Genomic DNA, 23,967 nt, shown 5'->3' on the forward strand with positions numbered 1-23,967 from the left:
GCGTCATTCCCGCGGCGCGATCGGCGCCCGAGCTACAGCGAGGGAGTTGTCACAGCGCGCCTCCATTTCATCTGCAGGCCGGGGTCTGGCGCAGGACTTGCTGGGTCTGATTTCAGCCTCCGCCATGGATGGACCTGAATGAGATCGCTCGGGCGCGACCGCGGCATGTGTGCCTGGGATGATTTCGCCCGGTCGTCGACCGATGTCCGGCTGTCGCTGGCGCAGGCGCGATCGGGGCAGATTCCGCCGTTCCTGCTGCTCTCGGTGCCCGGCATGAGCGCCGGCGAGCATCGCCTTTGCTCCGAGTTGTGGACTCGCGACCGGATCGCCGCCAGCGGCGCCGAGCGGGCGCGGCTGGATTTTCGCTTCGATCTGACATTCCGCGACAAGCTTCGTGTCGGATACCTTTCAAACGACTTCCACGACCACGCCACGGCGCATCTGCTGATCGAAGCGCTCGAGGCGCATGACCGCGATCGCTGCGAGCTGCACGCCTTCTCATTCGGCGCCGACGATCGCGGCGCCATGCGGGGCCGGCTGCACGCCGTCTTCGACGGCTTTCATGACGTGACCGCGCTGAGCGACAGCGCCGCCGCAGCCGCGGTGCATGCCGCGCAGATCGATATTCTGGTCGACCTCAAGGGCTATACGCGCGGTGCCCGAACCGGAATCCTGATGTTGCATCCGGCGCCGGTCCAAGTGAATTTCCTCGGCTATCCCGGGACGCTGGGCGGCGGCATCTGCGACTACATGATCACCGATCCGTTCATGACACCGCTGGCCGTTGCGGCCGATTATTCGGAGAGTTTTGCCTACATGCCGCATTCGTACCAGCCGCACGGCCGGGCAGCGCTGGGCCCGGCGCCGACCCGTGCGGAGGTCGGCCTGCCGGACGCCGGCATCGTGTTCTGCTGCTTCAACCAGGCCTACAAGTTCACGCCCGCGGTGTTCGACCTGTGGTGCCGCCTGCTCGACGCGACGCCGGACAGCGTGCTGTGGCTGCTGGCGTCCGATCGGGCCGAGGGCAATCTGCGCGGCGAGGCGCTTCGGCGCGGCGTGGCGCCCGGTCGCCTGGTGTTCGCGCCGGAAACGACGCAAGGCGAGCATCTGCGCCGGCTCCAGCTCGCCGATCTCGTGCTCGACACCGCGCCCTATGGCGCCCACACCACGGCGAGCGACGCGCTGTGGGCTGGCGTGCCGATCGTGAGCTGCGCCGGGGACACGTTTGCCTCGCGGGTCGCCGGCAGCCTGTTACATGCGGTCGGATGTCCCGAGCTCATTGCATCGGACGAGGCCGACTATCTGGCGGTGGCGCTGACGCTCGCCGCCGAGCCGGATCTGCTGCAGGCGGCCAAGGCCAGGCTCTGGCGCAACCGGCTGGCCGCGCCGCTGTTCGACGCTGCCGCCTATGCCCGGTCGCTGCAGGATCTCTACGACCAGATGTGGCACCGCCGCCGCAGCGGCGGCGCGCCAGGGCCGATCTGGGCGTCGAAGTCTTGAGCAGGGACGAGGTGGGCTTGCTGCGCCTTACTGCGCCGCCATGCGTGCGGCAGCGAGGATCCCGATCAGGGCCGTCAGCGCGCCGACGCTGGTCGCGTTGATCGCGACGAGCGACGCGAAATTGGAGTCGGCGACCTTCATCAGCGGCTCGCCAAGGCGGGGATCGATCAGCAGATAGGACACGAATGGCAGTCCCAACAAAGGCAACGACATCAGGCGCTCCGCTGGCCGAAACAGCACCGCGCCGAGCAGGGCGCAAGGCAGCAAGAACAGCTCGACGCCGCTCTGCGCGCCGAGCAGCTTGACGGAGAACACCGTGTTGACCGTGCCGGTCAGGACCATCAGGGCGCGGCCGGCGAACGGATTGCGCCGCGCGAGCATAGGCGCGCTGGCGAACAATGGCGCCGTGAGCAGCGTCAGCCAGGCCGGCCACGCCGCCGTACCCACGATGGCATGGAGATAGAGCGGATAGAACGGCTGGTTGGAGACGATGACCAGCGCGACCTTGGCGGCGATGTCGGACTGCGGGTCATCGGCCGACGCATAGGCCTGCACGGCGGCCAGCCAGCGTGAAAACATCTCGGCCATTCAAGTCCCTCAGCTCCGCAAGAAGGTGCGCATCACCGCCCGGAAACGCGCGTGCCCGCAAGCCGGATCATGCGTCGCGCATCGCACGGTCAAGAGTTCAGTGCGGTCCGCAGCATGCGTGCGAGATCGGCGCTCTGATACGGCTTGGTGAGCAGCAGCAGGCCGGCATCGAGGCGGCCGTGGTGAACGATCGCGTTCTCCGTATAGCCGGACGTGTACAGCACCTTGAGGCTGGGACGCCGCTTCAGCGCCTCGATCGCGAGCTGGCGGCCGTTCATGCCGCCGGGCATGATGATGTCGGTGAACAAAAGGTCGATGCGGACCGGACTATCGATCAGGGCGAGCGCCTCGTCGGCCTTGCTGGCCGCGAGCGTGGTGTAGCCGAGCCGCTTGATCTGGGCGATGACATATTCGCGCACCAGCGAATCGTCCTCGACGATCAGGATCGTCTCGTCGCCGCGCTCCATGCCCTCGGCGCTGACGGTTGATAGTGCCGCATCCGCATCGGTATTGGCCTGCGGCAGGTACAGCTTGACCGAGGTGCCGTGCCCCGGCTCGCTGTAGATCTTGATGTGTCCGTTGGACTGCTTGACGAAGCCGTAGACCATGCTCAGCCCGAGGCCGACGCCCTTGCCGACATCCTTGGTGGTGAAGAACGGCTCGAACACCTTGTCGAGCAGGTTGGCGGGGATGCCCTCCCCGGTGTCGCTGACCGCGATCATGACGTAGTTGCCGGGGATCACCTCCGGGTTCATGCGCGCATAGGCGGCGTCGAGCAGGACGTTCTTGGTTTCCAGGGTCAGCTTGCCGCCGTCCGGCATGGCATCGCGCGCGTTGAGCGCGAGGTTCAGGATCGCGGTCGACAGCTGGCTGGGGTCGATCATGGCCGGCGCCGAATCGTGCGCCAGCATGGATTCGATCTCGATCTGCTCGCCGAGCGTCCGGCGCAGCAGGCGGGCGGTGTCGACCACCATGCCGTTGATGTCGACGCTGCGCGGCTGCAGCGGCTGGCGCCGGGCGAAGGCGAGCAGATGGCGGGTGAGATCGGCGCCGCGGGCGGCCGCCGAGTTGATCAGGCTGGTGATCTGCACCAGCTGCGGACGGTCCTTCACCGCGTCGGCCAGGATCTCGATGGTGCCGGTGATCACGGTCAGGATGTTGTTGAAGTCGTGGGCGACGCCGCCGGTGAGCTGACCGATCGCTTCCATCTTCTGTGCCTGCCGCACCTGCGCCTCGGTGGCCTCGATCTCCTGGAAGCGCTTGACCATGGCTTCGGCGGTGCGCCGCTGCCGCGTCTCCTCCTCGAGCTGCGCATAGGCGTTACGCAGCTCGGCGCGGGACGGCATCGTCAGCACCCGCGGCAGCATCAGCAGCAGCGCCGAGGCGATGCCGATCGACATGAAGGCCAGGAAGCCCTTGGTGGCCGCCTCCAGGCTGTAGGCCGGAACCCAGATCGTGAGCACCTCGATCAGTCGTGTCATCCCGCACACGGACACCCACAGCGCGAAGGCCCAGAAGATGTAGCTGAACTGAAAGTCGCGGCGGCGATAGACGATGAAGGCGAGCACGAACGCGATGGTGAAGAAGGCGAAGGAGATGAGGATGTCGGACACCGTGTTCACCCAGATCAGCTCAGGTGTCCACAGCAGGCACTCGCCATGCGGCGTGAGCATCGACATGTCCGATATCCTCAAAAATGTAGCCGGCGGACCGTGTCGCCCCCGCGGCGCGGTCGGTTCCCTTAGCAGAACATCGAATTTCCGCTGAGCACACAAGGGTTCTGACTGTCGCGGCGCGCGCATTCGGTAGAGGGGCACCGCCGGCATAGGCCTTCGCACGTCCACCGGATTGCATGCGGCCGAGCTTGTGCCGGGAGCTCCGCTCGACATAAGTGGCTTGACGATCTGTACCAATCAGTACAGAGTATGCGAGATGGTACACAAGGAGATGTCCCGTGAGCACTCTCGCCCCGCCGTTTACGCTGCAGACTGCCACCCAGAAGGTGCGCATGGCCGAAGATGGCTGGAACAGCCGCGACCCCGAGCGCGTGTCGCTGGTCTACACGCCCGACAGCCGGTGGCGGAATCGCGCCGAGTTCATCACCGGCCGTGCCGAGATCGTCGCCTTCCTCACCCGCAAATGGGCCAAGGAGCTCGACTACCGCCTGATCAAGGAGATCTGGGCCCACAGCGACGACCGGATCGCGGTGCGCTTCGCCTATGAGTGGCACGACGACAGCGGCAACTGGTTTCGCTCCTATGGCAATGAGAACTGGGAGTTCGATGGGCAGGGGCTGATGCAGCGCCGCTACGCCTGCATCAATGACCTGCCGATCAAGGCGGACGATCGCAAATTCCACTGGCCTCTCGGGCGCCGGCCGGACGATCATCCCGGCCTGACCGAATTGGGACTTTGAAGCAGGCAGAGCCATGCGGACGCTCAACGAGCGCGCCGACGTCATCCCGCTGATCGCCGAGGTGTTCCGCGAGTTCGGCTTCGAGGGCACCTCGCTCAGCCGGATCACCGAGACGACGGGACTGGGCAAAGGCAGCCTCTATCACTTCTTTCCAGGCGGGAAGGACGAGATGGGGCGCGCGGTGCTGGCGCATGTCGACGCCTGGTTCGAGCGCGAGATCTATGCGCCGCTGCGCAATGATCCGCCGGAGCAGTCGATCCCGCGGATGTGGCGCGGCGTCGACGACTACTTCCGCTCCGGCCGCCGCGTCTGCCTGGTCGGGGCGTTTGCGCTCGACGAGACGCGGGATCGTTTCGCGGCCGCCATCGCCAGCTACTTCACGCGCTGGATCGAGGCCTTGCGCGAGGCGCTGGTCCGCGGCGGCTGGCCGGCGGCGCGGGCCGCCGATAGCGCCGAGGAGGTGGTGCTCGGCATCCAGGGCGCACTGGTGCTGGCGCGCGCGACCGGTGATGCGGCCGTTTTCGGCCGCGCGCTGACGCGGTTCCAAGCGCGCCTGCAACGATCATCTGTCATCTGACTCCCGAAACGCCGGCGGCGTCTGCCTCCGCAAGCGGCAAATGGCGGGCTGAAATATCGGCGCGCGACTCTCGTGAAATCGTGGTTGTCTTGGGCAACGTCTCGCGCAGCGGCGACATTCTGGGAGGTCCGGCATGAACGGCTTAGGCGGTCTCAACAAATCCGACAACGGCGTGGTCATCGGGCTGGTGCAGCTTCAGCTTCCCGTGGTCGCGACAAAAGAGGACCTCGCGCGGCAGACCGAGAAGATCGTCTGGATGGTCGGCAAGGCCCGGCGCAATCTCGGCACCATGGATCTCGTCGTCTTCCCCGAGTACTCGCTGCACGGCCTGTCGATGGACACCAATCCGGAGATCATGTGCCGGCGCGACGGGCCTGAGGTCGCAGCCTTCAGGCAGGCCTGCATCGACAACAGGATCTGGGGCTGCTTCTCCATCATGGAGCACAACCCCGACGGCAACCCCTACAATTCGGGTCTGATCATCGACGACCACGGCGACATCAAGCTGTATTACCGCAAGCTCCATCCGTGGATTCCGGTCGAGCCATGGGAGCCCGGCGATCTCGGCATCCCCGTGATCGAGGGACCGCGTGGCGCCAAGATCGCACTCATCATCTGCCATGACGGCATGTTCCCGGAGATGGCGCGGGAATGCGCCTACAAGGGCGCCGAGATCATGATCCGCACCGCCGGCTACACCGCGCCGATCCGCGACAGCTGGCGCTTCACCAACCAGGCCAACGCGTTCCAGAACCTGATGGTCACCGCCAATGTCTGCATGTGCGGCTCCGATGGCTCGTTCGATTCCATGGGCGAGGGCATGATCGTCAATTTCGACGGCAGCATTCTCGCGCACGGCACGACGGGGCGGCCCGACGAGATCATCACCGCCGAGGTGCGCCCCGATCTCGTGCGCGAGGCCCGCATCAATTGGGGCGTCGAGAACAACATCTACCAGCTCTGGCACCGCGGCTATGTCGCGGTGAAAGGCGGCGCGATGGACTGCCCTTACACCTTCATGCACGACATGGTCGCCGGCACCTATCGATTGCCGTGGGAGGATCAGGTCAAGATCACCGACGGCACGTCCTGCGGCTTCCCGGCGCCGACGCGCGTGTTCGGCAAGCTCGGCAAGGCGGCGGAGTGAAGCGCACCGGACGCGGCGGGTCGCGGATGACGCTGCCGGAACCTTGACAAGCCGATCGATCGCCAATTATTTTATACTTAAAATAATCTGGCGGACAGGTCCATCATGAGTGCATCGGCCAAGGTGATCCCCCGCGACTGGCTCGACTGGCCGTTCTTCGAGCCGCGGCATCATCGGCTGTGCGAGGCGCTCGATCACTTCGTCGGCTCGGGCAGCCTCAACGATGTCGATCACAGTGACGTCGATGCCGCCTGCCGCAAGATCGTGCGTGCGCTCGGCCTAGCCGGGCTGCTCGACAGCGCGGTCGTCGCGCCGGACGCGGACGCTACCGCGATCGACTCGCGCGCAATCTGCCTGTCGCGCGAAACCCTCGCTTATGCCGACGGCCTCGCCGATTTCGCCTTCGCCATGCAGGGCCTCGGCTCCGGCGCGATCGCGCTCGGCGGCTCGCCGGAGCTGCGTGCCAGCGTGCTGCCCAAGGTGCGCTCCGGCGAGTGGCTCGCGGCCTTCGCGCTGTCCGAGAAGGAGGCGGGCTCCGACGTCGCCGCGATGGCCTGCGCGGCGCGGCTGGACGGCGATACTTACGTGCTCGATGGCGAGAAAACCTGGATCTCCAATGGCGGCATCGCCGACGTCTACACGCTGTTCGCCCGCACCGGCGAGGCGCCCGGCGCACGCGGCATCTCCGCCTTCGTCGTTTTCCCGGACGACCCCGGCTTCTCCGTAGCCGAGCGCATCGAGGTGATCGCACCGCATCCCCTGGCGACGCTCCGCCTGCAGAATTGCCGCATCCCGGCCAGCCGCCGGCTCGGCGCGCCCGGCGGCGGCTTCAAGCTGGCGATGCAGACGCTCGACATCTTCCGTGCCTCGGTGGCGGCTGCGGCCCTCGGCTTCGGTCGCCGCGCCCTCGACGAGGCGCAGGCGCATGCCTCGAGCCGGCAGATCTTCGGCGGCGCGCTGGCCGACCTGCAGATGACGCAGGCCGCCTTCGGCGACATGGCGACCGAGACCGATGCCGCAGCGCTGCTGACCTACCGCGCGGCCTGGCGCCGCGACGTGCAGAAGCTGCCGACCACGCGCGAGGCGGCGATGGCCAAGCTCGCCGCCACCGAGACCGCCCAGCGCGTCATCGACCGCGCCTTGCAGATGTTCGGCGGCCGCGGCGTCCGCAAGGGCGAGATCGTGGAGAGCCTCTACCGCGAGATCCGCGCGCTGCGCATCTACGAAGGCGCGACCGAAGTGCAGAAGCTGATCGTTGCGCGCGAGTTTCTGAAGGCGCGGGCCGGCGTGGTGCGTGGCTGAGGCGCGCTGCGCGTCAGGCCCGCAGACGCAAGGGCGCCTGCCAGCCGGGATCCCTGTCGCACGCAGCCTCGCCCATGGTCACGCGGCGGCCTCGGTCGTCACGCAGCCGTTGGATTTCGATCTCGTCGAAGGCGAACCGAGCGATCACCTGCAATGGGTCGACCACCCGTTTTCCGAACGTCCACGGACCGGAGTTTCCGCGCGGCATGGGAAACGCGAAAGGACGCGAGGGGATGCGGAAGAGAAGGCGGCCATCCCAGGACTCGCGATCGCGCAGCTCAGGTTGCCGCATCAAGCCGACATGACTCAGATAGGCTTGGTAGGCCTGCTCTCGTAGCGAGACGGTCACCCTGAAGCCCGTGAAGTCGATGTCGCCGCGCATGTACTGATCGTAGACCAGTGCCTCCTTCACCTCGACGCTGCCCAGTGAGCTGCCGCTCTCGTCCGGCCGAAAAGAGAAGAAGCGGTCCGAACACATGTGATCGTAAGGGACGATGTCCTGGCGCGGCGGTCGCTGCGTCAAATCCCGATCCAGGCCGCTGCAAAAGCCGATGTCATCTATGTAGCCGCGGACAGGCTCGAAAAAGAGTCCTTTGGGGGGGGCGACGTTCCATCGAGACGACCGACCACGACCAGGAGCCAGCGTCCCTCGGCAGCGTCCGGCAGGATCAAGGGCGAGGTCGTCATCGTGTCGCTTTCTTGCAGGACTGCGGCGCGCCGGTCAACCTCTCGCCGCGCGTACTGGAGTCTGCACTACGGTTCTGAGCGCAACTTTGCGCTATCGCCGCTGCTCCAGGCCGTGAAGATCGAGATGGTTCGACGCGGCACATCTTCATGCCGCCCTAGGGCTGCTGCGATGGTGGCACGCGACGATCAGAATGCTCGCGCCAGCGAAAAGATACTTCCTGCACATACGTGTTCCCGGGGCAAGGCGATGACAATGCGTTCGGCAGCTTCCCAATCAATGGAAGCACATCTTTGAACACTCCCCGCTATGGGACATCACCCCGCACGTTCTACGTCATAGCTTCGCGAGTATCGCCAACGACCTCGGCTCTACCGAGGTAGCCATTGCTGCGCTCGTGGGCATGCCAAAGGTTCGGTGACCAGCAAGTACATCCATACGCTTGATACGGCGCTCACCATGGCGGCAGACACAATCTCTGGCTACATTCAAGGCCTCCTTGACGGAACGGATTTTAACTAAACGGCGCATGCTTTGGACCGAAGTTCTCGAAAAGCCGCTCTCGTCCGCTTCCTACAGAGGCTTCTTCGTGCAGTGAACTCGAAGAGACCGAGGGAGAGAGCGACTTAGCCGCGTAATCCAACACGTACAACTTGGCAGCTGAGCCAGCGCGCCGTGACGCTGCGACGTCGAGATCCGCTGTCTCGAACCCGACCGCGTCTTCACGTGGAAGTCGGAGGCGTACCTCCTCTGGATACTTCGCCCCCGACCTCTTTCGCAGGAAAATATTTGAGCTCTCCGAGGGCTTGCGATCAAGAAATCTGCGGATCAACGGCACCATCGCCTCCGCTTTATCCTTAAGCAACGTGCGACGCTGAGGTCTCTCCAGGTCGGAATGGCGACGGCTGAGCTCTCCGGTTTGAACAATCATTGCGCGGGATGAGCCGTGGTCTGCGGGTGGTCCTCGCCGGTTGGTTCGGCACGGGTTGGTTGCTCCCCGCGCAAATTCGCGACCGCGCGGGTGGCCGGTTCCCCTTCCGCGCGGCTGCGTCCTTTTCCGGCTTGAAGATCCTCCGGATCCGCAACCATGCCGCCAAGGGCCGCAGCCGTGCTGCAGCCGAGGGCCGGATCGGCAGTATTGTCGGCGAAGATGCCGCGATTGAAGCCATCCGACAGATGGCAGCGAACGGAGCTGATGAGCAGGCGATCGATGTGAACACGCGTCGCGTGGTGCATTGCCGAGGCAACGTCGTGCCTGACGTGGGAGCGATCCACGCCGGCTCGGATGATGGAATGCTCGATCGCCGCCGTGCATGGCCCCGGCGGTCCTTCGATCCAGGCACGGACGCTTTCAGGGCGGCCATTCGCCGTCGCGGCCACGAAGTGTTCGACGCCGGAACTCGCCGCAGAACAGCGTCCTGCAGGTACATCGTAGACGTAATGAACGGTTTCACCTGCGAGCTGCGGTGGCGGTGCCGTCCGGTCCACAGCGCAGCCTGCAGCCAGCACCGCGAGGGCGATGGCGAGGCCGCTTCTGATCGGTGCCATGTTTATCGCTCCTTGGAGGACCGTCATTCGATCAGGAAGCCGGCATCGCCACGCAATCTCCGGCCCGGCACCGGCACCTCGATCGGGCCTGCCCCGGGGCGTGTCGTTCCAAGACGGCCGAATATGATGCGCTCCAGCTCGGAAGGTGGTCCGACGAAGTCGGTCGGGACAGGTATGCGCGCCGACTCGCTGATCGGCCGAACGATCGTCGGCGTGACGATGATGATCAGTTCGGATTCGTTCTTCCGGAACTGTGTCGACCTGAACAGAGCCCCCAGTACCGGCAGGTCGCCCAGCCCCGGCAACATGTCCAGGCCGGTGTTGAACTTGTTCTGCAGCAGTCCGGCGATTACGAAGCTCTCCCCGCTGCCGAGCTCGACTGTGGTCTCCGCCCGCCGGGTAATCAGGCTCGGGACGCGGGCGCCGTTCATGATCAGGGCGCCTTCGTTCGAGAGCTCGCTGACCTCGGGCTTGACCTGCAGGTTGACCAGACGATCGGAAAGCACCGTCGGTGTGAACTCCAGTCCCACGCCGTAGCGACGAAAGTCGATCGAGATGCGGTCCAGCCCTTGGGCGACGGGGATCGGAAATTCGCCGCCTGCCAGGAAGTTCGCCTTCTGACCCGAAACAGCGGTGAGCGTCGGTTCTGCCAGGATTGAAACCAGTCCCTCCTGAGCGAGCGCATCCACGATGGCAGTCACGCTGTAGCTGCCATTTGCCGGCGTATTGATCCTCCCTGAGGCCGCCGACGAGAGCCCAAAGCTGAAGCCACCGGCCGAGCCTGCGGCCTCCCAGTTGACGCCGAGTTGCTTCACCGCGTTGCGCGAGACTTCGGCAATACGGACCCGCAGGTTCACCTGCGTGCTCCCGCCGATCTTCAACTGATTGAGCAGCACCTCGTCCTCGCCGAGGAACTGCGCGCAGGTGGAGCGGACCTTCTCGGCGATGTCGGCGTTGGGCACCAGCCCGCTCAGCACCGCGCCGCGCGGCGTCCGCGACAGCCTGACGTCGAGGTCTGCGAATTGAGCTCGCAGCAGCTGCCGTAGATCACTCTCGTCATAGGCAATCGCAATCCGGAACGTCGCGACGGTCGCGCCGGAATCGTCGAGCGCGAAGAGCGTCGTACGGCCGGGCTTTTTGCCGAAAACGAAGACGCGGTTGGCGGCCGCGACCTGGACGTCCGCAACAGCCGGCTCGGCGACGAAGACCTTGGAAGCCGGACGGGGCAAGGTCAGCATCTCGCCCTGAGACGCGTAGATCCGCACCTGTTGCCGCGCGTTGGATGACGCCGGCGCGCAATGAACCAGCATCATAAGGATCACCACGATCGAGGTCAGCCAGGCGGATGGCGAAATTCGAAACGGTCCCATCGTCAGCGCCGCATCGCCGTGAGCATCTCGAGATTGAGCCTCACGTCCTCTTCCCGAAGGTCGACCCGCGCAAGCTTGGCGGCGCCATCGCGATCTCCGCTCAGCGCCATAGCGATCACGAGGTTCTGGCGTGCACGAGGCGAGGCGCTCTCACCGAGCGCGATCGGCCGCAGAACCGTCATCGCGTCGGCGTACCGGCCCGTCAAGGTAAGCGATAGTCCCAGATTGTTGCTTGCGATCATGTCGGCGGGAGCGATTGCGAGCACCTGACGATAGGCTGTCTGAGCTTCGTCGTGGCGGCCGAGCATGTCGAGAGCCACTCCGAGACCGTTGAGCGCCGGAATGTTCTCGGGGTCCGAGGTGAGCACGCTGGTGAAGATTGCCAGGGCGGGCTCGGCTTGATGTCTGGCGAGCTCGCTTCGCGCTTTTCTGATTCGATCGTCCTTGTCTTCCATCCCGGCGACTTGGTTGGCGGGAGCTGCTGCGGCTGCCGTGGAGGCCGGGAGATTGCGACCCTCGACCGAGGCGCGTGCGGTCGTGGGCGTCGGCACCGGTCCGCCAATGTCTGGGCTCAGCGACGAACAGGCGCAGAGCAGACCGGCGATGCCGCCAGCCAGCGCCATTCGCCTGCAAACACCGGCACTTGGTTTCAGATGGTTGTTGAACGCGGTTTCCCGGCCTTCAGAGCTACGCATGTACTTCCTACGGATATTGCACTGTCTTATAGTTCAGGTCTCGAAACCTCGCAGGTGTCGTCGCGGGTTGACTGGTTCATTGCATCGCCGAGATCGGGGAAGGTTCAGTCTGCTCGCGTGATTCATCCAATCCAAGGACGGCGATCGGCTCGACCCGAAAGTCCTTTGAGATTTCCTGATAGGAGAGCACGACCACATTGAGACCGGACGGCGCAAGCAGCGTCCAGACCACCCGGCGCAGGTCGGCGGAGGCCAGTACAATACTCGGCGATGCGGCAAGATGATCGACGTCGGCAAGCTGCCGGGTCAACGCATCAAGCAGGCGCGTGCTGACGGCAGGATCGAGAGACGTCTGAGCGTTTTCATCGAGGGCGTGCACGGCCGTTCGGATCGCTTCCTCTGTCTGTCGATCAAGCACGAAGCAGCGCAAGGTCCGATCAAAGCCTGAGCTTTCGAAGCAGATCTGCCGGCGCAGCGCCAGCCGCACGTGCTCGACCAGCATGACGCTGCTCTGCTCCCGCATTCCCCACTCGGCCAGCGTCTCAAGAATCAGCCGCAGATTGCGGATGGAGACCCGCTCGTCGAGCAGCCGGCGAAGGACATCGGTGATGCGCTGTGTAGGGACCACACGCAAGGCCTCGCGCACCAAGTCGGCGTAGTCAGCCTCTAACTGGTTGAGCAGGCGCTTGGTCTCCTGTATGCCGAGGAACTCTGGCGCATAGCGGACAAGAACGCGCCGCAGCTCGGCATCGACTGCGGAGATGGCCGGTCCCCCCGCCGTTCGGGCTGCCGGCTGATCCAGTTCACCGGACGAGAGCAGAAGAGGCACGCCATGCAGCTCGATCCTGAAATGACCGGGCGCCAGGGCGCTGCTTTCATCGACTGCCGCTCCTGGACAGGCGCATCCGAGCCAGTCTGCCACGTCCTGTCGTGTCCGCCTGATCCGATCATGAATACCGGCTCTCCGCAGTTCATCGCACAAGGCGGCTTCCGCGAGGATCATGATCGGTGCAGACTTGGCCACCGGGATAGCGATCCGCGAACTTCTCGCGGGCTCTGACGGGTCGGACCGTTGCGCCGTGCCGGAGGTTCGTTGTGCGCGCCGCCGAGCCAAGAGCATCGCAACGCCGGAGCCGCCGAACACGGTGGCCATAAAAAGGAAAATCGGCGCCGGAAAACCCGGTACGAACGCCAGCCCGAGCATCATGAGACCGGCCAGTTGCAGGGATTGCGGCTGCGACGTGATCTGCTCCATGATCTCGGAACCAAGATTGCTCGGCGCTTCTGTCGCAACCCGGGTCACGACCGTTCCCGCCGCCATCGACACGAACAGCGCCGGGACTTGGGAGACCAGGCCGTCGCCGATCGTCAACAACGAGTAGAGCTGGATCGCTTCGCTGATACGCAGCCTGTGCTGCACGGTGCCGACAACGATGCCGCCAACGAGGTTGACGGCGATGATAATGAGACCGGCGATCGCATCACCTTTGACGAACTTCATGGCGCCGTCCATCGCTCCGTAGAGCTGGCTCTCGCGCTCCAGCCGGCGTCGGCGGCGCCGGGCCTCGGCCTGGTTGATGTCGCCGTTGCGAAGGTCGGCATCGATGCTCATCTGCTTACCTGGCAGCGCATCGAGCGTGAATCGGGCAGCAACTTCGGCGACCCGTTCAGATCCTTTGGTGATAACGACGAACTGGACGATCGTGATGATCAGGAACACCACGAGCCCAACCACGACATTGCTGGAAACGACGAACTCGCCAAAGGTCTGAACGATGGATCCGGCATCGGCCTGGCTGAGCACTAGGCGCGTAATGGTGATGGAAATCGAGAGCCGGAACACCGTGGATATGAGAATGATTGCCGGAAGTGCGGAGAACTCGACCGCGGCGTTCAAGTAGAACGCCACCATCAGCAACAGAATCGACGCGCCGATGTTGACGGACACCATGACGTCGACGAGCGCCGTCGGAATCGGCAGGATCATCGCCATGATCGTGGTGACGATCAGGATGACGACGAGAAGCTCGCGCTTGTCGTTCGACCAGCGGGTCAAGCTCTCGACAATGGCCGTCATAGTCTGCGGTTCCATCCAAGCGGGATCGAAACCTTCGTCACATTGATCGAAACGCAGAGCGGCATGGTCTTACAAGCTCACGGCGAGCAGGTCTGCGCCGCGACGCAATACGACCCGGTCTTGTTCGATTCGATCGACGATCCACCCTTCGCTGATAACGGCGCCTGCGAACAGTTTCTGACCGCGTCCATCAATGACATACGGCCCATTTCCGGCCCAAATCGCCTGAACGGTCAAAGGGGCGCTACGCTTTACAGATTTCGCCTCAACCTGGCTCGTCAACACGATGGCAATGCCGAACGTGCCGTCGAACCATCGCTCAATGTCGCGCCACCTGCCTAACGCCGCGGGTTCAATGTTTCCTCTCGCCGTGATGGCGTTTGAGTCGCTGACAATCTCGACGGTCGTGAGGCCTGCAGTCAGCAATCGCTGGCGCAGCGCGTCCGCCGCGCCGTTCAAATCCGCCACCGGCGCGCCGGGCTCCGCGCCGGCCCGTCCCGTTCTGTCTTGGCCGGGCAGTAATGCGGGGGTAAGGGTGGGGGCGGGCGAATTGGGCGCGTGCCTGCTCGGATATTTCGTCGAACAGTCGGAGTCGCAGCGCGGGGATCTCAGCCGCTCAGCTGTGGCATAGCCGCCATCGCCGGGCACCTTGTCCGCACCAGCGGGAAATCCCTGCAGAAGCAGGGCTAGACAGACCAGGATCGCGGCGGTGCCGAGTCCATACCTCAAGAAGGTATAGCGGGTCGTTCTGCGCTTGCGGGTGCAGCGGAGCTGAATTCCATTCAGAACGACATCGGCCGGATAACGACTGATCCGTGCTTCTCCGGCACCGAGCAGGGTGCCGTTCAGCAGAACATTATCTGCGGTGCCTTCGATTTCGCAACAGTCCGCCTCTAGCGCGAACCGCGCGTGCAAAGGAGCCAGACAGTCATCCATGAGAACGACATCGGCGTCCATCGAGTGACCCACCAGATAGGTCCCGGCGTCGAGTTCTTGCCGGACGCCGGCATGAAGGCCCGATCGGATCGTGAGTTCGAATGAGGACGGTGATGCCGGCATTCTCTGCCTCTCCATCAGGACCTAGCAGCCATGTTGGCAGCGGAGCGCTCGGTACGAACGCCCCGTGCCGTAAGCGGTTGGTAGCTGTCCGAGGGCGATCGCTGGATCAGCCGACGTTCGGGCGCTGCTGCGCGACCGTCTCGATCGATCCCCAGTGCGTCTTCTTGGTCGTGATCTCGGCATTCGTCTTGATCGCTTCGTCGAAGGCACTCTTCATCTTCGCGATCGCGCTATCGATGCTCGAGTTCGATGACGTCGTCGAAGAAACGGAGCCTGTTGAATGGGACATCGCATTATCTCTCTATGTTTGTGTTACGTTGAGGATTGGGCTGTCGGGGAATGCCCTCCAGCCGGGAAGTGATCGTTCGCGTTGTCCACGCTGATCACCTCTCGGCTGAAGCGGCGGCTTGGATCCCGTCCCGAGGCGCACCTTGCGAGGTGCGCCTCTCGCGCTTCCTTCAACGTCCTGGTCTCATCGCTCTCGTCGCGTTGCGAGAATGAGGCCGCGTTGCTTTACTCAGCTCTGTCGGTGATATGGTTGTCGGCCGAGAGGTGTCCCGCGGAGCGGTCGCATGGCGATCCCGAGCTTGAATCCGCGAGTTGCAGAATGATCGAGGAAAGCTTGTCGAGGATGTTGTTCTTCGTCGCCTGGTCAAGGCCCTTTGCCTCTGAGACTTGGCTGACGAGCTGATTCAGCGTCTTGAGTATCGAGCTGTTCGCGCCGGGTTGATGGGATGGGCCGGACACGAGTTGCTTCAGGATCTTCGCGATCCCGTCGAGCAGCTGACCTTTGGCGGGATCGCTGGGCCCAGTGGAATTCGTGATCTGATGGGTCAGGTCACCAAGGATCTTGGCAACGCGGCCGCTGTTCCGCGCGTCGCACTGGCCCGGTCCGCCCCTCAGGATGCTGATGGCCGCCGAGATCAGAGCCGCCTTGTCTGCAGGTGTCTTTGCGTCCGCGACCAATCCAAGAACGTCCGATGCTATGGAAGACGTCCGCGGATCTTGCTGCTGCGAAGCGGGCGGCATCGACGACTGCCACCAATCCCCCGCATCACAGCGATGAGCCGGATGAGCTGACGCCCCGCCGGACGTGGGCTGAAATCCTGCAAAGCCGGGCCAGCACGACGCGTGTCCGTGCGGACCCATCATGTGACCGGTGTGAGCTTCACGTGAGGACGATGCGTGGGAGCTGACCCTAGACATGCAACTCTCTCCTTGTTTGCGATCCGATGTCTTATCTGTCTTGTTCTGAGCAAAGGGTCTAACGAGGCGTCGGTCGGCATGCTCCGTCACGGATCCGGGGTTGCACTATTCTCGTCGCCGACGGATGCCATCTCCTGAATACCGTCCTGAGCAACAGTCATGAGCATGAACGCGGCCGCCTGCGGCATTGCGCTGAGAAACGCCTCCTCGAACTTTGCTTGATCCTCAGCCGAGACTGCCTCGCTGCTGCTCGGGGCGCTTGCCGTCGCGGTCGTCATGCTCGATGCTTCTACGGCCATTCTGACACTCCTTTGATCCGTCCGGTCGATCTGGCAGGACTTGCGAACCCGTTGATTTGCGTCATGGCACGTCGCCTGGGGCGTTGAGCTTGACCACTTGGACGTGCTCTCCGCGATAGACGGTGACGGACGATGGCTGGTCAGCTCGAGGCTTCAGTGCTGCGAGCGTACGCTCCACCGCTTGGATGTATTGCGGGGGACCCGAGACCAGGGCCATGTCGGCCTGCTTGATGGATCTGAGCGAGAATCGCGCGTCGGAGAGCGCGAGATCGCGAAGTGCGGCTTCGAGACGCTGGAGCGGCACGGCACCGAGTTGAACGAGCCTGCTCGAAGCTTCCTTGTTGCTGGTGACATAAATCCGGAAGCCGTCGAAATACCAGTCGAGTCCGTAGTTTCGGGATAGATGCTCGATGAATTCTCTGGCCTTGAGTTCAGGCAGAGGCCCGCGCACACGTCCCCGTACGTCCGGGCTCACCTCTAACCGCAGGCCGGTATTCCGTCCGAATTCCTGAAGAACGTTGCCAAGGTCTTGGTCTACGATGGTGTACCTGTAGGACTCGGTCGGCCAAGCAGGTTCACCCGCGTCTGCGGACGTGGTGTGGATTGCAGCCGCCGAGAGCGTCAGGCAGACAGTCGCGATCGCAGCCACGCTGCGCAATGGGACCAGAACCAGAGATGCCAAATGGTCGCATGGGAAAACGTGGCCTTCGTGCGACCTTGTCGCGGAACAATCGTGGCAATCGTGTAGTTGATCGCGCGTACCCACGAGCAGACTCACATGTACTTGTTGCTATCAGCTCGTCTCATTCAATCACAGCGGTCGCGGGTGCGTCGGAGAATATTTTAGGAAAATATTATGCTCTGCCCGGCTGGGTGCCGTGCAAAGCTCTGTCTGATCTGCTGTGCAAGCCATGGCCCGGCTGTCCTTGTGAGTCATTATTTGTCTGGAGTGAGCAATGGCGAAAGCACGAGGAGTCCTGAGACGGCATGGAGCGGCGACATGACGACGGTTGCGCCGTTGGGTGGCGTCACAGCTTCCGGAACAGTTGGTGTCAGTTTCGGAGCCGTTGAGCCCGGAGCAGCCGCCCAGCAGTCGTTTCAGGACGCTCTGCATAGATCGGTCACTAAACTGCCTATGGAGCCTGAGCACGCCGTCGACCAACTCGGCGGCAAGGTGATGGAGTGGATGGAGAGCTCGTACGAGCGGGTCCAGCGCAATGCCGCGCCCGAGCTCAATCTCATGCCGGAGCCGGCAGCATCCGGTCCAGCATCTTCCAACATTGGCGGAGCGGCCCTGGGAGCGGACAAGCCAGACGCGGGCCGTCAGGCCCTGCAAATGCTGGAGCACGCATTCTCGTTTGCCATTGAGGCGACGCTGATGTCGAAAATCTCGACCGAGTCGACCCGAATCTTCAACACGTTCTTGAAGGGACAATGAGAATGGTCGGTTGCGGCAAACAATGGCTGGCCGCTCGAGGGCGCGGATTGAATTTGGCGCTGGTGCTGGGCTTGGCGTTCATGCTGAGCGGTTGCAAGGGTGAGCTCTATAGCCGCTTGAGCGAGAAGGAGGCTAATCTGATGATGGCCCTTCTGCTGCGCAACGGAATCGCCGCCGACCGACTCCAGGCAAAGGACGGTAGCAATACTATCAGGGTCGAGCAGGAGCGATTTGCCGACGCTGTGACGCTGCTGAATGCGTCCGGGTTGCCGCATGCGAAGTTCGAAGACATGGGCAGCATATTCTCAAGCAATGGTCTGGTGTCGTCACCCACAGAGGAGCGAGTCAGGTTGATTCACGCGCTCAATCAAGAGTTGGCAAGGACGATCATGGAGATCGACGGAGTCATCTCTGCCCGAGTCCACGTGGTGCTGCCTAAGATAGACCCGTTGCGTCACGATCAGGTTCCGTCGTCGGCGGCATCGGTGTTCATCAAGCATGACGCGCGCGCCGAAATCGCCGTGCTCCTACCGCAGATCAAGACCCTCATTGCCAACAGTGTCGAAGGACTGACGTACGACAGGGTGGCCGTGGTTTTCGTGCGTGGCAGTTCGGATCCCGTCGAAGTCAGCCCTTCCACGTCGATCGAGACGACGGCATCCGTTCTATCTCACGACGGATCTGCCCTGCGTGACGGTCCGCTCATCCTGCAGGTGTCAGCCGCGGTAGGGGTGGGGCTGCTGGGATCGATCGGAATCTTCCAGCTCTGGCGCCGGGCACGCGTGGGATATGCGCAACGCAACGCGCCGCGTCGGGAGGCGCGAAGGCCGGCGCGCGATCCGCTGCGTGTCGTATCCTAGTGCGATTGAAGTGGGCGTGGCCGGCAAATGAGTAGGCTTGTGCAACCTGGAGCATCCCTTGGTTTGCGTGATCCGAAGGTCGGCGGCGGCTGCGAACCCGGCGCGCCGGTGGGGCATCGGCCGGTGATCGATATGGACACGTTTTGCCGATTGCCGGCACGCTACATCCACGTTGAACGATTTCTCGCGTGCGTACCGGGCGTTTCGCCCGGGCTTGCCGCACGGATACTCGCCTGCGACCGACTCCACCGAGATATCTCAGAGCGGATCGTTGTGCATTATGAGCTTGATTGCTGCACAGCAGCCGACGTCGCTGACACGCGCAGTCGCATTGCGCTTCTCGACTGCGAGCAGCTATGCCGCGTCGGTGAGCTGGCCGGCGGTGTTTGGCATGCCCACGCAATTCGTTCCACGGTCCTCAAGACTACGCTCCGGGAGCATCTCGGAGAATTCGATTCCCGACTCCACAAGGTCGCGCTCGCCAATATCGATCTGTCGCCTAAACCCGATCGCCCCCCGAATCCATCTGCGCTTGCGGACGTCATCCGAGGTGATGGGATGCAATGTCTCAATGCCGCAATCTGGCGACTCCCCGCCACCCTGCGCAGCCGCATCCTTCTTCGATTTCCGATTAACTCGCCGCTGGGCTCCTCGGTCTCGCGGCGACACCAACAGCTTGGTCCGGAGATTGTTGATCGCGTTCTAGCCGATGGGATGGTGCCGTGAAAGCCCCCGAGAGTGACAAGCCTGCCGGCACGTTCCATCCGCTCGGACCCGTGGTTCGAGCCGAGGAGGCGGAGACCTGGTTTTCCGCGGCTGCCTCTCTTGCCGACGCCCGGCGGCAATGCGAGCAGATCGCCGCGCAGGCCCGGCTCGCGTTCGAAGAACAGCGCATGAGAGGCTTCGAGGATGGTCGTCTCGCGGGAGTTGAGGAGGCGGCCCGCCTGATTGCGGAAACGAAGGTCACGGTTGATGATTTCGTCGCCGATCTGCAAGACGAACTTATCTCGCTCGTCGTCGAGATCATCAGGGAGATCCTCGGAAGTTTTGAGCCGGACGATCTCGCCGCGCGCGCCATCACCAGAGCACTCGAAGAGATGCGTTCCGGTTCGGGCCTCGTGCTGATGACTGCGCCGCAGGAGATGGAGTCCATCCGTGTACGAGTGGCCACGCTGCTGGAGGATGGTGCCGACCAGCTCACCATCGTGTCGGACCCGCAGTTTGCGCCGGGGCGCTGTATGCTTTGGAGCGAGTTCGGGCAGATCGATGTTTCCGTTGACGCTCAACTGGAGCAGCTCGCCTTGGCGCTGCGTGCCGGTTTCGAGGGGGTGGAGCCATGATGCCAGCAGGCTCTGCCACGCACCGACTCGCGCGAATCCTGCCGCAGTTGCGTGAAGCTGCAGGCCGTTCGCAACTGCGCCCGATCCGCGGGCGCGTGATTCAGGTGTCGGGGACCCTCATCAGGGCGATCGTTCCCGATGCGCGTGTTGGCGATATCTGTTTGCTCCGTTCTGCCCACGCCTCGGCTGATCTGCGGGCCGAGATCGTGGGCATCGAAGGCGGTGTCGCGTTGCTGACGCCTCTCGGAGACGTGGCGGGTCTCTCAACAAGAACGGAAGTCGTCTCGACAAGGCAGGCCTTCGGCATCATGGTTGGGCCAGCGCTGCTCGGCCGCGTCGTCGACGGGCTCGGGCGCCCTCTCGACGTTCAGGAACGAGGATGGCCCGAGTTCGACCAGATTCGACGAGTCCGCGGAGCTGCGCCGGCGCCCTTGGCACGGCGGCTCGTTGACGGCCCTTTGTCACTTGGCATCCGGGCGATCGATGGTCTGCTCAGCTGCGGCGAGGGGCAGCGGATCGGCATCTATGGCGAACCCGGCGCGGGCAAATCGTCGCTTGTCGCCCAGATCGTCCAGAACGCGGACGTCGACGTCTGCGTTGTCGCACTGATTGGCGAGCGTGGGCGCGAAGTTCGAGAAATGGTCGAGCGCTGCCTGGCCGGAGCGGCTCGGGCGCGATCAGTCGTGATTGTCGCAACCTCCGACCGGCCGCCGACGGAGCGCGTCACGGCTGCCTATGTCGCCGTGACGATCGCGGAGTACTTCCGGGATTGCAACGCACGCGTGCTCCTGGTGCAGGACAGTGTCACTCGCTTTGCGAGGGCATTGCGTGAGATCGGACTGGCCGCGGGCGAGCCGCCGACGCGCCGGGGCTTTCCGCCGTCGGTGTTTGCGGCATTGCCCGAGTTGCTCGAGCGGTCCGGTCCCGGAGTCGCCGGCTCAATCACTGCATTTTACACCGTGCTGGTTGAGGGGGATGGTACCGCGGATCCGATCGCGGAGGAGACGCGCAGCATTCTGGACGGGCACATCGCGTTGTCACCTAAGCTCGCACAGTCGGCGCATTTCCCTGCGATTGACATCGTGTCCAGCCTCAGCCGCGTCATGGATCAGGTCGTGACGAGCCGTCATCGCTCTGCAGCCAGGAGGGTGCGTGAACTCATAGCTCGCTATGCAGAGCTTGAGTTCCTGCTGCAGGTTGGGGAGTACAAGGCCGGATCCGATCCGATCGCCGATGAGGCGATCGCCAAGCAGGATGCTATCAAGTCCTTTCTGCGGCAGGGCCTCGGCGAGGCCGTTCCGTGGGATCGCACGATCCATCAACTCGAGCAGCTTGCGTCATGAGGTACGATCCACTGCTCACGCGCATACGCAGGATGCGGATCGTTCTCGGAGAGAGGGAGCGGCGGGCGAATTCCGCGCTTCAGCGCGGCGTGGAGGCACAGGTCGAAGCGGCTGCAGAACTGACGCAGATCAATCATGCGGTTGCGTTGCAAGCAGCGGCGCGTGGCGCACGCGAACGTCAGATCTACCAGCAGATGGTAGGGCGTCCAATTTCCGCGCGGGAGATCACCCAACTTGACGCGCAACTCAGGCGCCTCGAGTCGCTGGCAATGGCGCTTGCCGAGCAGCGCCTTGCGAGCATCCGTACGCTCGACCAGGCGCGTAACGAAGTTCAGGGTCTACGCCTCGAATTCGTGAAGGCTCATCGGAGGCGTCGCAAGTGGGATGAGTTATCGCAGCAATCACGTCGCCGTCACGAGAGCCGTGAGACGTTGCTAGAGGAGATGGCTAATTCGGACGGCAGGGCGGCGGGGCGGCAAGCATGAACGCGCCATTCCCCGCTCGCGGGCGCGGAGCGCCTGACGGTGAGATCACCGAATTTCATCCGGACGTGCTATCCATTGCTGATGTTCTACGTGCCCGTCGTTGGTGTCGGCGACTGGCTGAACTCACCTGCGAGTTGGCGGGTCTGCCGCTGCGGATTTCCTTCTCGGGCGCCTCCTCGGGCGTTTCGAGTCGGCCGGCGTGTCGTCTGCATTTTACGATCGGCGGTGATCCATGCGCCGTAAGTCTGCCTGTCGAGGTGATCGATGCAACGCTGCAGGCGATTGATGGTCCGCCTCGAACTACGCTCGCCGAGCCAGATCTGCTGCTTCTGATCGAGTTCGCCTGCGCCGCCATACTTGATGCAATCGAGGAGGCGCTCGGCCTCCCCGTCATCCTCACGCATGCTTCCTTCGATGGCGGCGTTCCGGACTCGATCGGAATCCTGTGTCGCGGCAGGTTTGGCGAACGATCGTTCAGTGCTTACCTGTCTTTACCAGAGCCATACGAATCCCGTTTGGCAAATCAAGTTCAAGCATTGGGTCCGGCTGCTGCCGCCGGAGTTCCGATCCGCGCGGCCTTCCGGCTTGGTGCTACGCGCGTCAGCGCCCGCTTGCTTGCGAGCTTACGGCCGGGAGACGTCGTGATCATCGAACACGCGATGCCGGATGGACGCGTCGCCGCCGTCTTCGGCGAGCGTCGTCTCACCTCATGCCGCTTCGAGGGAAGCGATGCGACAGTGGTGGACACGTTGCACCAGATCAGAGGCGATCTTCATCATCATTGGACGGCTGTGGACATGACGGCACATGAAAGCGTCGATACAGGCGCAGACGATGCGAGCCTGGACGACCTCCAGATCAAGCTCCTATTTGAGATCGGCCAGCTCGAGATACCTCTCGGCGAGTTGCGCATGATCGCGCCCGGCTATGTCTTCAATCTCGGTCGGGATCCGCGACATGCAATTGAGATTCACGCGGGGAATCGGCGGATCGGGCAGGGCGAGATCGTCAGGATCGGCGAGGCAATCGGCGTGCGGATCAACAGATTGTTCAATCACGAATGAGCTGAAGCCGTGACCCAGTTCAATTTGTTTGCTGTTCTCGCGGTCATCGCCGGACTTGGCCTTGTCATCTTTGTCGTCGTGACGATGACATCGTTCGTCAAGATCGCCGTGGTCCTGTTCCTGATCCGGAACGCGCTGGGAGTGCAGCAGACGCCTCCAAACCTCGTGCTCTATGCCATTGCGCTGGTTCTGACGGCCTATGTCAGCGCGCCGCTAGTGCAGACCGTGTATGAGCGCGTCAATGATCGTCCCAGCGAGTTTCAAACCTTTACCGACTGGAAAGATGCTGCTGAGCGGGCAGGCCAGCCAATTCGCGAACATCTGAGCCGGTTGACGACGGTCGCGGAACGAGAGTTCTTCGTCACTGCCACTGGCAGCTTATGGCCCGATAGCAGCAGGGCCAAGCTATCGAGCGAAGATCTCGTTATTCTCGTTCCCTCCTTCATGAGCTCGGAGCTCAAGCGCGCCTTCGAGATCGGCTTCCTGCTCTATCTGCCCTTCATCGCGATTGATCTCGTGGTGTCCGCGGTTTTGATGTCCCTTGGCATGTCGATGGTGCCGCCATCGACGATCTCCGTCCCATTCAAGTTGTTCTTGTTCGTGATGGTCGAGGGCTGGTCCAAGCTGATGCATGGCCTGGTGTTGAGTTACGGATAGCCTGCGAGATGGGTAGGGGAAGCAATGGGCCAAGCGACAATCGTCGATCATCTGGTCAGGGGTCTGACGGTCGTTCTCATATTTGCCATGCCTCCCCTGGGTGTGGCGATGGTTGTTGGCCTCTTCGTCTCAATTCTTCAGGCCGCAACCCAGATTCAGGATCAGGTGCTGCCGCAGACGATCAAACTGATTGCCGTCGTGGCCACGCTGGCGGTGTTCGGCGCAGTGTTGGCGGCACCGCTGATCCAATATGCCGATCAGATCCTTGCGGATTTTCCTGCACTGACTCGTTGACGGGCCTTCCCCCCTTC

At 63.3% G+C, this 23,967-nt stretch carries 25 protein-coding genes and 1 pseudogene; 15 read left to right on the forward strand and 11 right to left on the reverse strand.

Features of this window, described 5'->3' with window-relative positions; all coding sequences use genetic code 11:
* Positions 1-138: 138 nt before the first annotated feature.
* Positions 139-1,500 (forward strand): UDP-N-acetylglucosamine-peptide N-acetylglucosaminyltransferase, encoded by a 1,362-nt coding sequence (locus tag QX039_RS13885; protein ID WP_315773278.1) that lies wholly within the window; start codon positions 139-141, stop codon positions 1,498-1,500.
* A 27-nt stretch (positions 1,501-1,527) separates the two neighbouring features.
* On the opposite strand, the gene QX039_RS13890 is transcribed toward QX039_RS13885, so the two are convergent.
* Complete coding sequence (locus tag QX039_RS13890; protein ID WP_315773276.1) at positions 1,528-2,088, reverse strand: hypothetical protein; 561 nt, start codon at positions 2,086-2,088, stop codon at positions 1,528-1,530.
* Between the two features lie 89 nt (positions 2,089-2,177).
* Positions 2,178-3,767, reverse strand: coding sequence for an ATP-binding protein (locus QX039_RS13895; protein ID WP_315773274.1), 1,590 nt, complete (start codon positions 3,765-3,767; stop codon positions 2,178-2,180).
* A 275-nt stretch (positions 3,768-4,042) separates the two neighbouring features.
* Here QX039_RS13895 and QX039_RS13900 point away from each other — a divergent pair, with 275 nt between their 5' ends.
* The 4 genes from QX039_RS13900 to QX039_RS13915 all read left to right on the forward strand — a co-directional run bounded on the left by QX039_RS13900 (position 4,043) and on the right by QX039_RS13915 (position 7,530).
* Entirely contained in the window at positions 4,043-4,504 is a 462-nt protein-coding gene (locus QX039_RS13900) for a nuclear transport factor 2 family protein (protein ID WP_315773273.1), read from the forward strand.
* A gap of 13 nt (positions 4,505-4,517) precedes the next feature.
* Positions 4,518-5,081 (forward strand): TetR/AcrR family transcriptional regulator, encoded by a 564-nt coding sequence (locus tag QX039_RS13905; protein WP_315773272.1) that lies wholly within the window; start codon positions 4,518-4,520, stop codon positions 5,079-5,081.
* A 133-nt stretch (positions 5,082-5,214) separates the two neighbouring features.
* Positions 5,215-6,228, forward strand: a complete 1,014-nt coding sequence (locus QX039_RS13910) for a formamidase (protein WP_315735457.1) — start codon at positions 5,215-5,217, stop codon at positions 6,226-6,228.
* A 105-nt stretch (positions 6,229-6,333) separates the two neighbouring features.
* On the forward strand, positions 6,334-7,530 hold the full coding sequence (locus tag QX039_RS13915; RefSeq protein ID WP_315735455.1) for an acyl-CoA dehydrogenase family protein: 1,197 nt from the start codon (positions 6,334-6,336) through the stop codon (positions 7,528-7,530).
* Positions 7,531-7,543: 13 nt separating this feature from the next.
* On the opposite strand, the gene QX039_RS13920 is transcribed toward QX039_RS13915, so the two are convergent.
* Positions 7,544-8,053 (reverse strand): hypothetical protein, encoded by a 510-nt coding sequence (locus QX039_RS13920; RefSeq protein WP_315735453.1) that lies wholly within the window; start codon positions 8,051-8,053, stop codon positions 7,544-7,546.
* Between the two features lie 377 nt (positions 8,054-8,430).
* Between QX039_RS13920 and QX039_RS13925 the strand changes: the two are divergent.
* Positions 8,431-8,845, forward strand: a pseudogene (locus tag QX039_RS13925) (tyrosine-type recombinase/integrase); the annotation flags it as partial.
* Positions 8,846-9,142: 297 nt separating this feature from the next.
* Here QX039_RS13925 and QX039_RS13930 read toward each other — a convergent pair.
* The 8 genes from QX039_RS13930 to QX039_RS13965 all read right to left on the reverse strand — a co-directional run bounded on the left by QX039_RS13930 (position 9,143) and on the right by QX039_RS13965 (position 17,118).
* Positions 9,143-9,763 (reverse strand): hypothetical protein, encoded by a 621-nt coding sequence (locus tag QX039_RS13930; RefSeq protein ID WP_316219513.1) that lies wholly within the window; start codon positions 9,761-9,763, stop codon positions 9,143-9,145.
* Between the two features lie 23 nt (positions 9,764-9,786).
* The gene (locus QX039_RS13935; protein WP_315735449.1) at positions 9,787-11,133 is read right to left on the reverse strand and encodes a type II and III secretion system protein family protein; all 1,347 of its coding nucleotides are present in this window, start codon (positions 11,131-11,133) and stop codon (positions 9,787-9,789) included.
* 2 nt (positions 11,134-11,135) lie between these two features.
* Positions 11,136-11,828 carry a tetratricopeptide repeat protein gene (locus QX039_RS13940; protein WP_315735447.1) on the reverse strand — a complete coding sequence of 231 codons (693 nt, stop codon included), beginning with the start codon at positions 11,826-11,828 and terminating at the stop codon, positions 11,136-11,138.
* Between the two features lie 76 nt (positions 11,829-11,904).
* On the reverse strand, positions 11,905-13,905 hold the full coding sequence (locus tag QX039_RS13945) for a flagellar biosynthesis protein FlhA (RefSeq protein WP_315735445.1): 2,001 nt from the start codon (positions 13,903-13,905) through the stop codon (positions 11,905-11,907).
* Positions 13,906-13,974: 69 nt separating this feature from the next.
* Positions 13,975-14,964 carry an FHA domain-containing protein gene (locus tag QX039_RS13950; RefSeq protein WP_315773270.1) on the reverse strand — a complete coding sequence of 330 codons (990 nt, stop codon included), beginning with the start codon at positions 14,962-14,964 and terminating at the stop codon, positions 13,975-13,977.
* Between the two features lie 513 nt (positions 14,965-15,477).
* A complete protein-coding gene (locus QX039_RS13955; RefSeq protein ID WP_315773269.1) occupies positions 15,478-15,993 on the reverse strand; it encodes a hypothetical protein in 516 nt (171 codons plus the stop codon).
* Positions 15,994-16,256: 263 nt separating this feature from the next.
* On the reverse strand, positions 16,257-16,469 hold the full coding sequence (locus QX039_RS13960; protein WP_315715064.1) for a hypothetical protein: 213 nt from the start codon (positions 16,467-16,469) through the stop codon (positions 16,257-16,259).
* Positions 16,470-16,530: 61 nt separating this feature from the next.
* Positions 16,531-17,118 (reverse strand): nodulation protein NolW, encoded by a 588-nt coding sequence (locus QX039_RS13965; protein WP_315773267.1) that lies wholly within the window; start codon positions 17,116-17,118, stop codon positions 16,531-16,533.
* Positions 17,119-17,469: 351 nt separating this feature from the next.
* Here QX039_RS13965 and QX039_RS13970 point away from each other — a divergent pair, with 351 nt between their 5' ends.
* From QX039_RS13970 to sctS, 9 genes are all read left to right on the forward strand, one after another.
* Positions 17,470-17,907, forward strand: a complete 438-nt coding sequence (locus QX039_RS13970; RefSeq protein WP_315773265.1) for a hypothetical protein — start codon at positions 17,470-17,472, stop codon at positions 17,905-17,907.
* Positions 17,904-18,767, forward strand: a complete 864-nt coding sequence (gene sctJ, locus QX039_RS13975; RefSeq protein WP_315773264.1) for a type III secretion system inner membrane ring lipoprotein SctJ — start codon at positions 17,904-17,906, stop codon at positions 18,765-18,767. The genes QX039_RS13970 and sctJ overlap by 4 nt, the downstream gene beginning before the upstream one ends.
* A 63-nt stretch (positions 18,768-18,830) precedes the next feature.
* Positions 18,831-19,493 (forward strand): SctK family type III secretion system sorting platform protein, encoded by a 663-nt coding sequence (locus tag QX039_RS13980; protein ID WP_315773263.1) that lies wholly within the window; start codon positions 18,831-18,833, stop codon positions 19,491-19,493.
* Positions 19,490-20,107 carry a type III secretion system stator protein SctL gene (gene sctL, locus QX039_RS13985; protein ID WP_315773261.1) on the forward strand — a complete coding sequence of 206 codons (618 nt, stop codon included), beginning with the start codon at positions 19,490-19,492 and terminating at the stop codon, positions 20,105-20,107. The genes QX039_RS13980 and sctL overlap by 4 nt, the downstream gene beginning before the upstream one ends.
* Positions 20,107-21,450, forward strand: coding sequence for a FliI/YscN family ATPase (locus tag QX039_RS13990; RefSeq protein ID WP_409998908.1), 1,344 nt, complete (start codon positions 20,107-20,109; stop codon positions 21,448-21,450). Before sctL ends, QX039_RS13990 begins: the two co-directional genes overlap by 1 nt.
* 32 nt (positions 21,451-21,482) lie before the next feature.
* A complete protein-coding gene (locus tag QX039_RS13995) occupies positions 21,483-21,935 on the forward strand; it encodes a hypothetical protein (protein WP_315773257.1) in 453 nt (150 codons plus the stop codon).
* Positions 21,932-22,999: a type III secretion system cytoplasmic ring protein SctQ gene (sctQ, locus tag QX039_RS14000; protein WP_315773256.1), complete on the forward strand. Its 1,068-nt coding sequence runs from the start codon at positions 21,932-21,934 to the stop codon at positions 22,997-22,999. Before QX039_RS13995 ends, sctQ begins: the two co-directional genes overlap by 4 nt.
* 9 nt (positions 23,000-23,008) lie before the next feature.
* Positions 23,009-23,656 (forward strand): type III secretion system export apparatus subunit SctR, encoded by a 648-nt coding sequence (sctR, locus tag QX039_RS14005; RefSeq protein WP_315773255.1) that lies wholly within the window; start codon positions 23,009-23,011, stop codon positions 23,654-23,656.
* A gap of 24 nt (positions 23,657-23,680) precedes the next feature.
* Positions 23,681-23,950: a type III secretion system export apparatus subunit SctS gene (gene sctS, locus QX039_RS14010; RefSeq protein WP_315715074.1), complete on the forward strand. Its 270-nt coding sequence runs from the start codon at positions 23,681-23,683 to the stop codon at positions 23,948-23,950.
* The last annotated feature ends 17 nt before the right edge of the window (positions 23,951-23,967 follow it).

The organism is Bradyrhizobium sp. SZCCHNR1043 (genome assembly GCF_032489675.1).
Classification (GTDB): Bacteria; Pseudomonadota; Alphaproteobacteria; order Rhizobiales; family Xanthobacteraceae; genus Bradyrhizobium.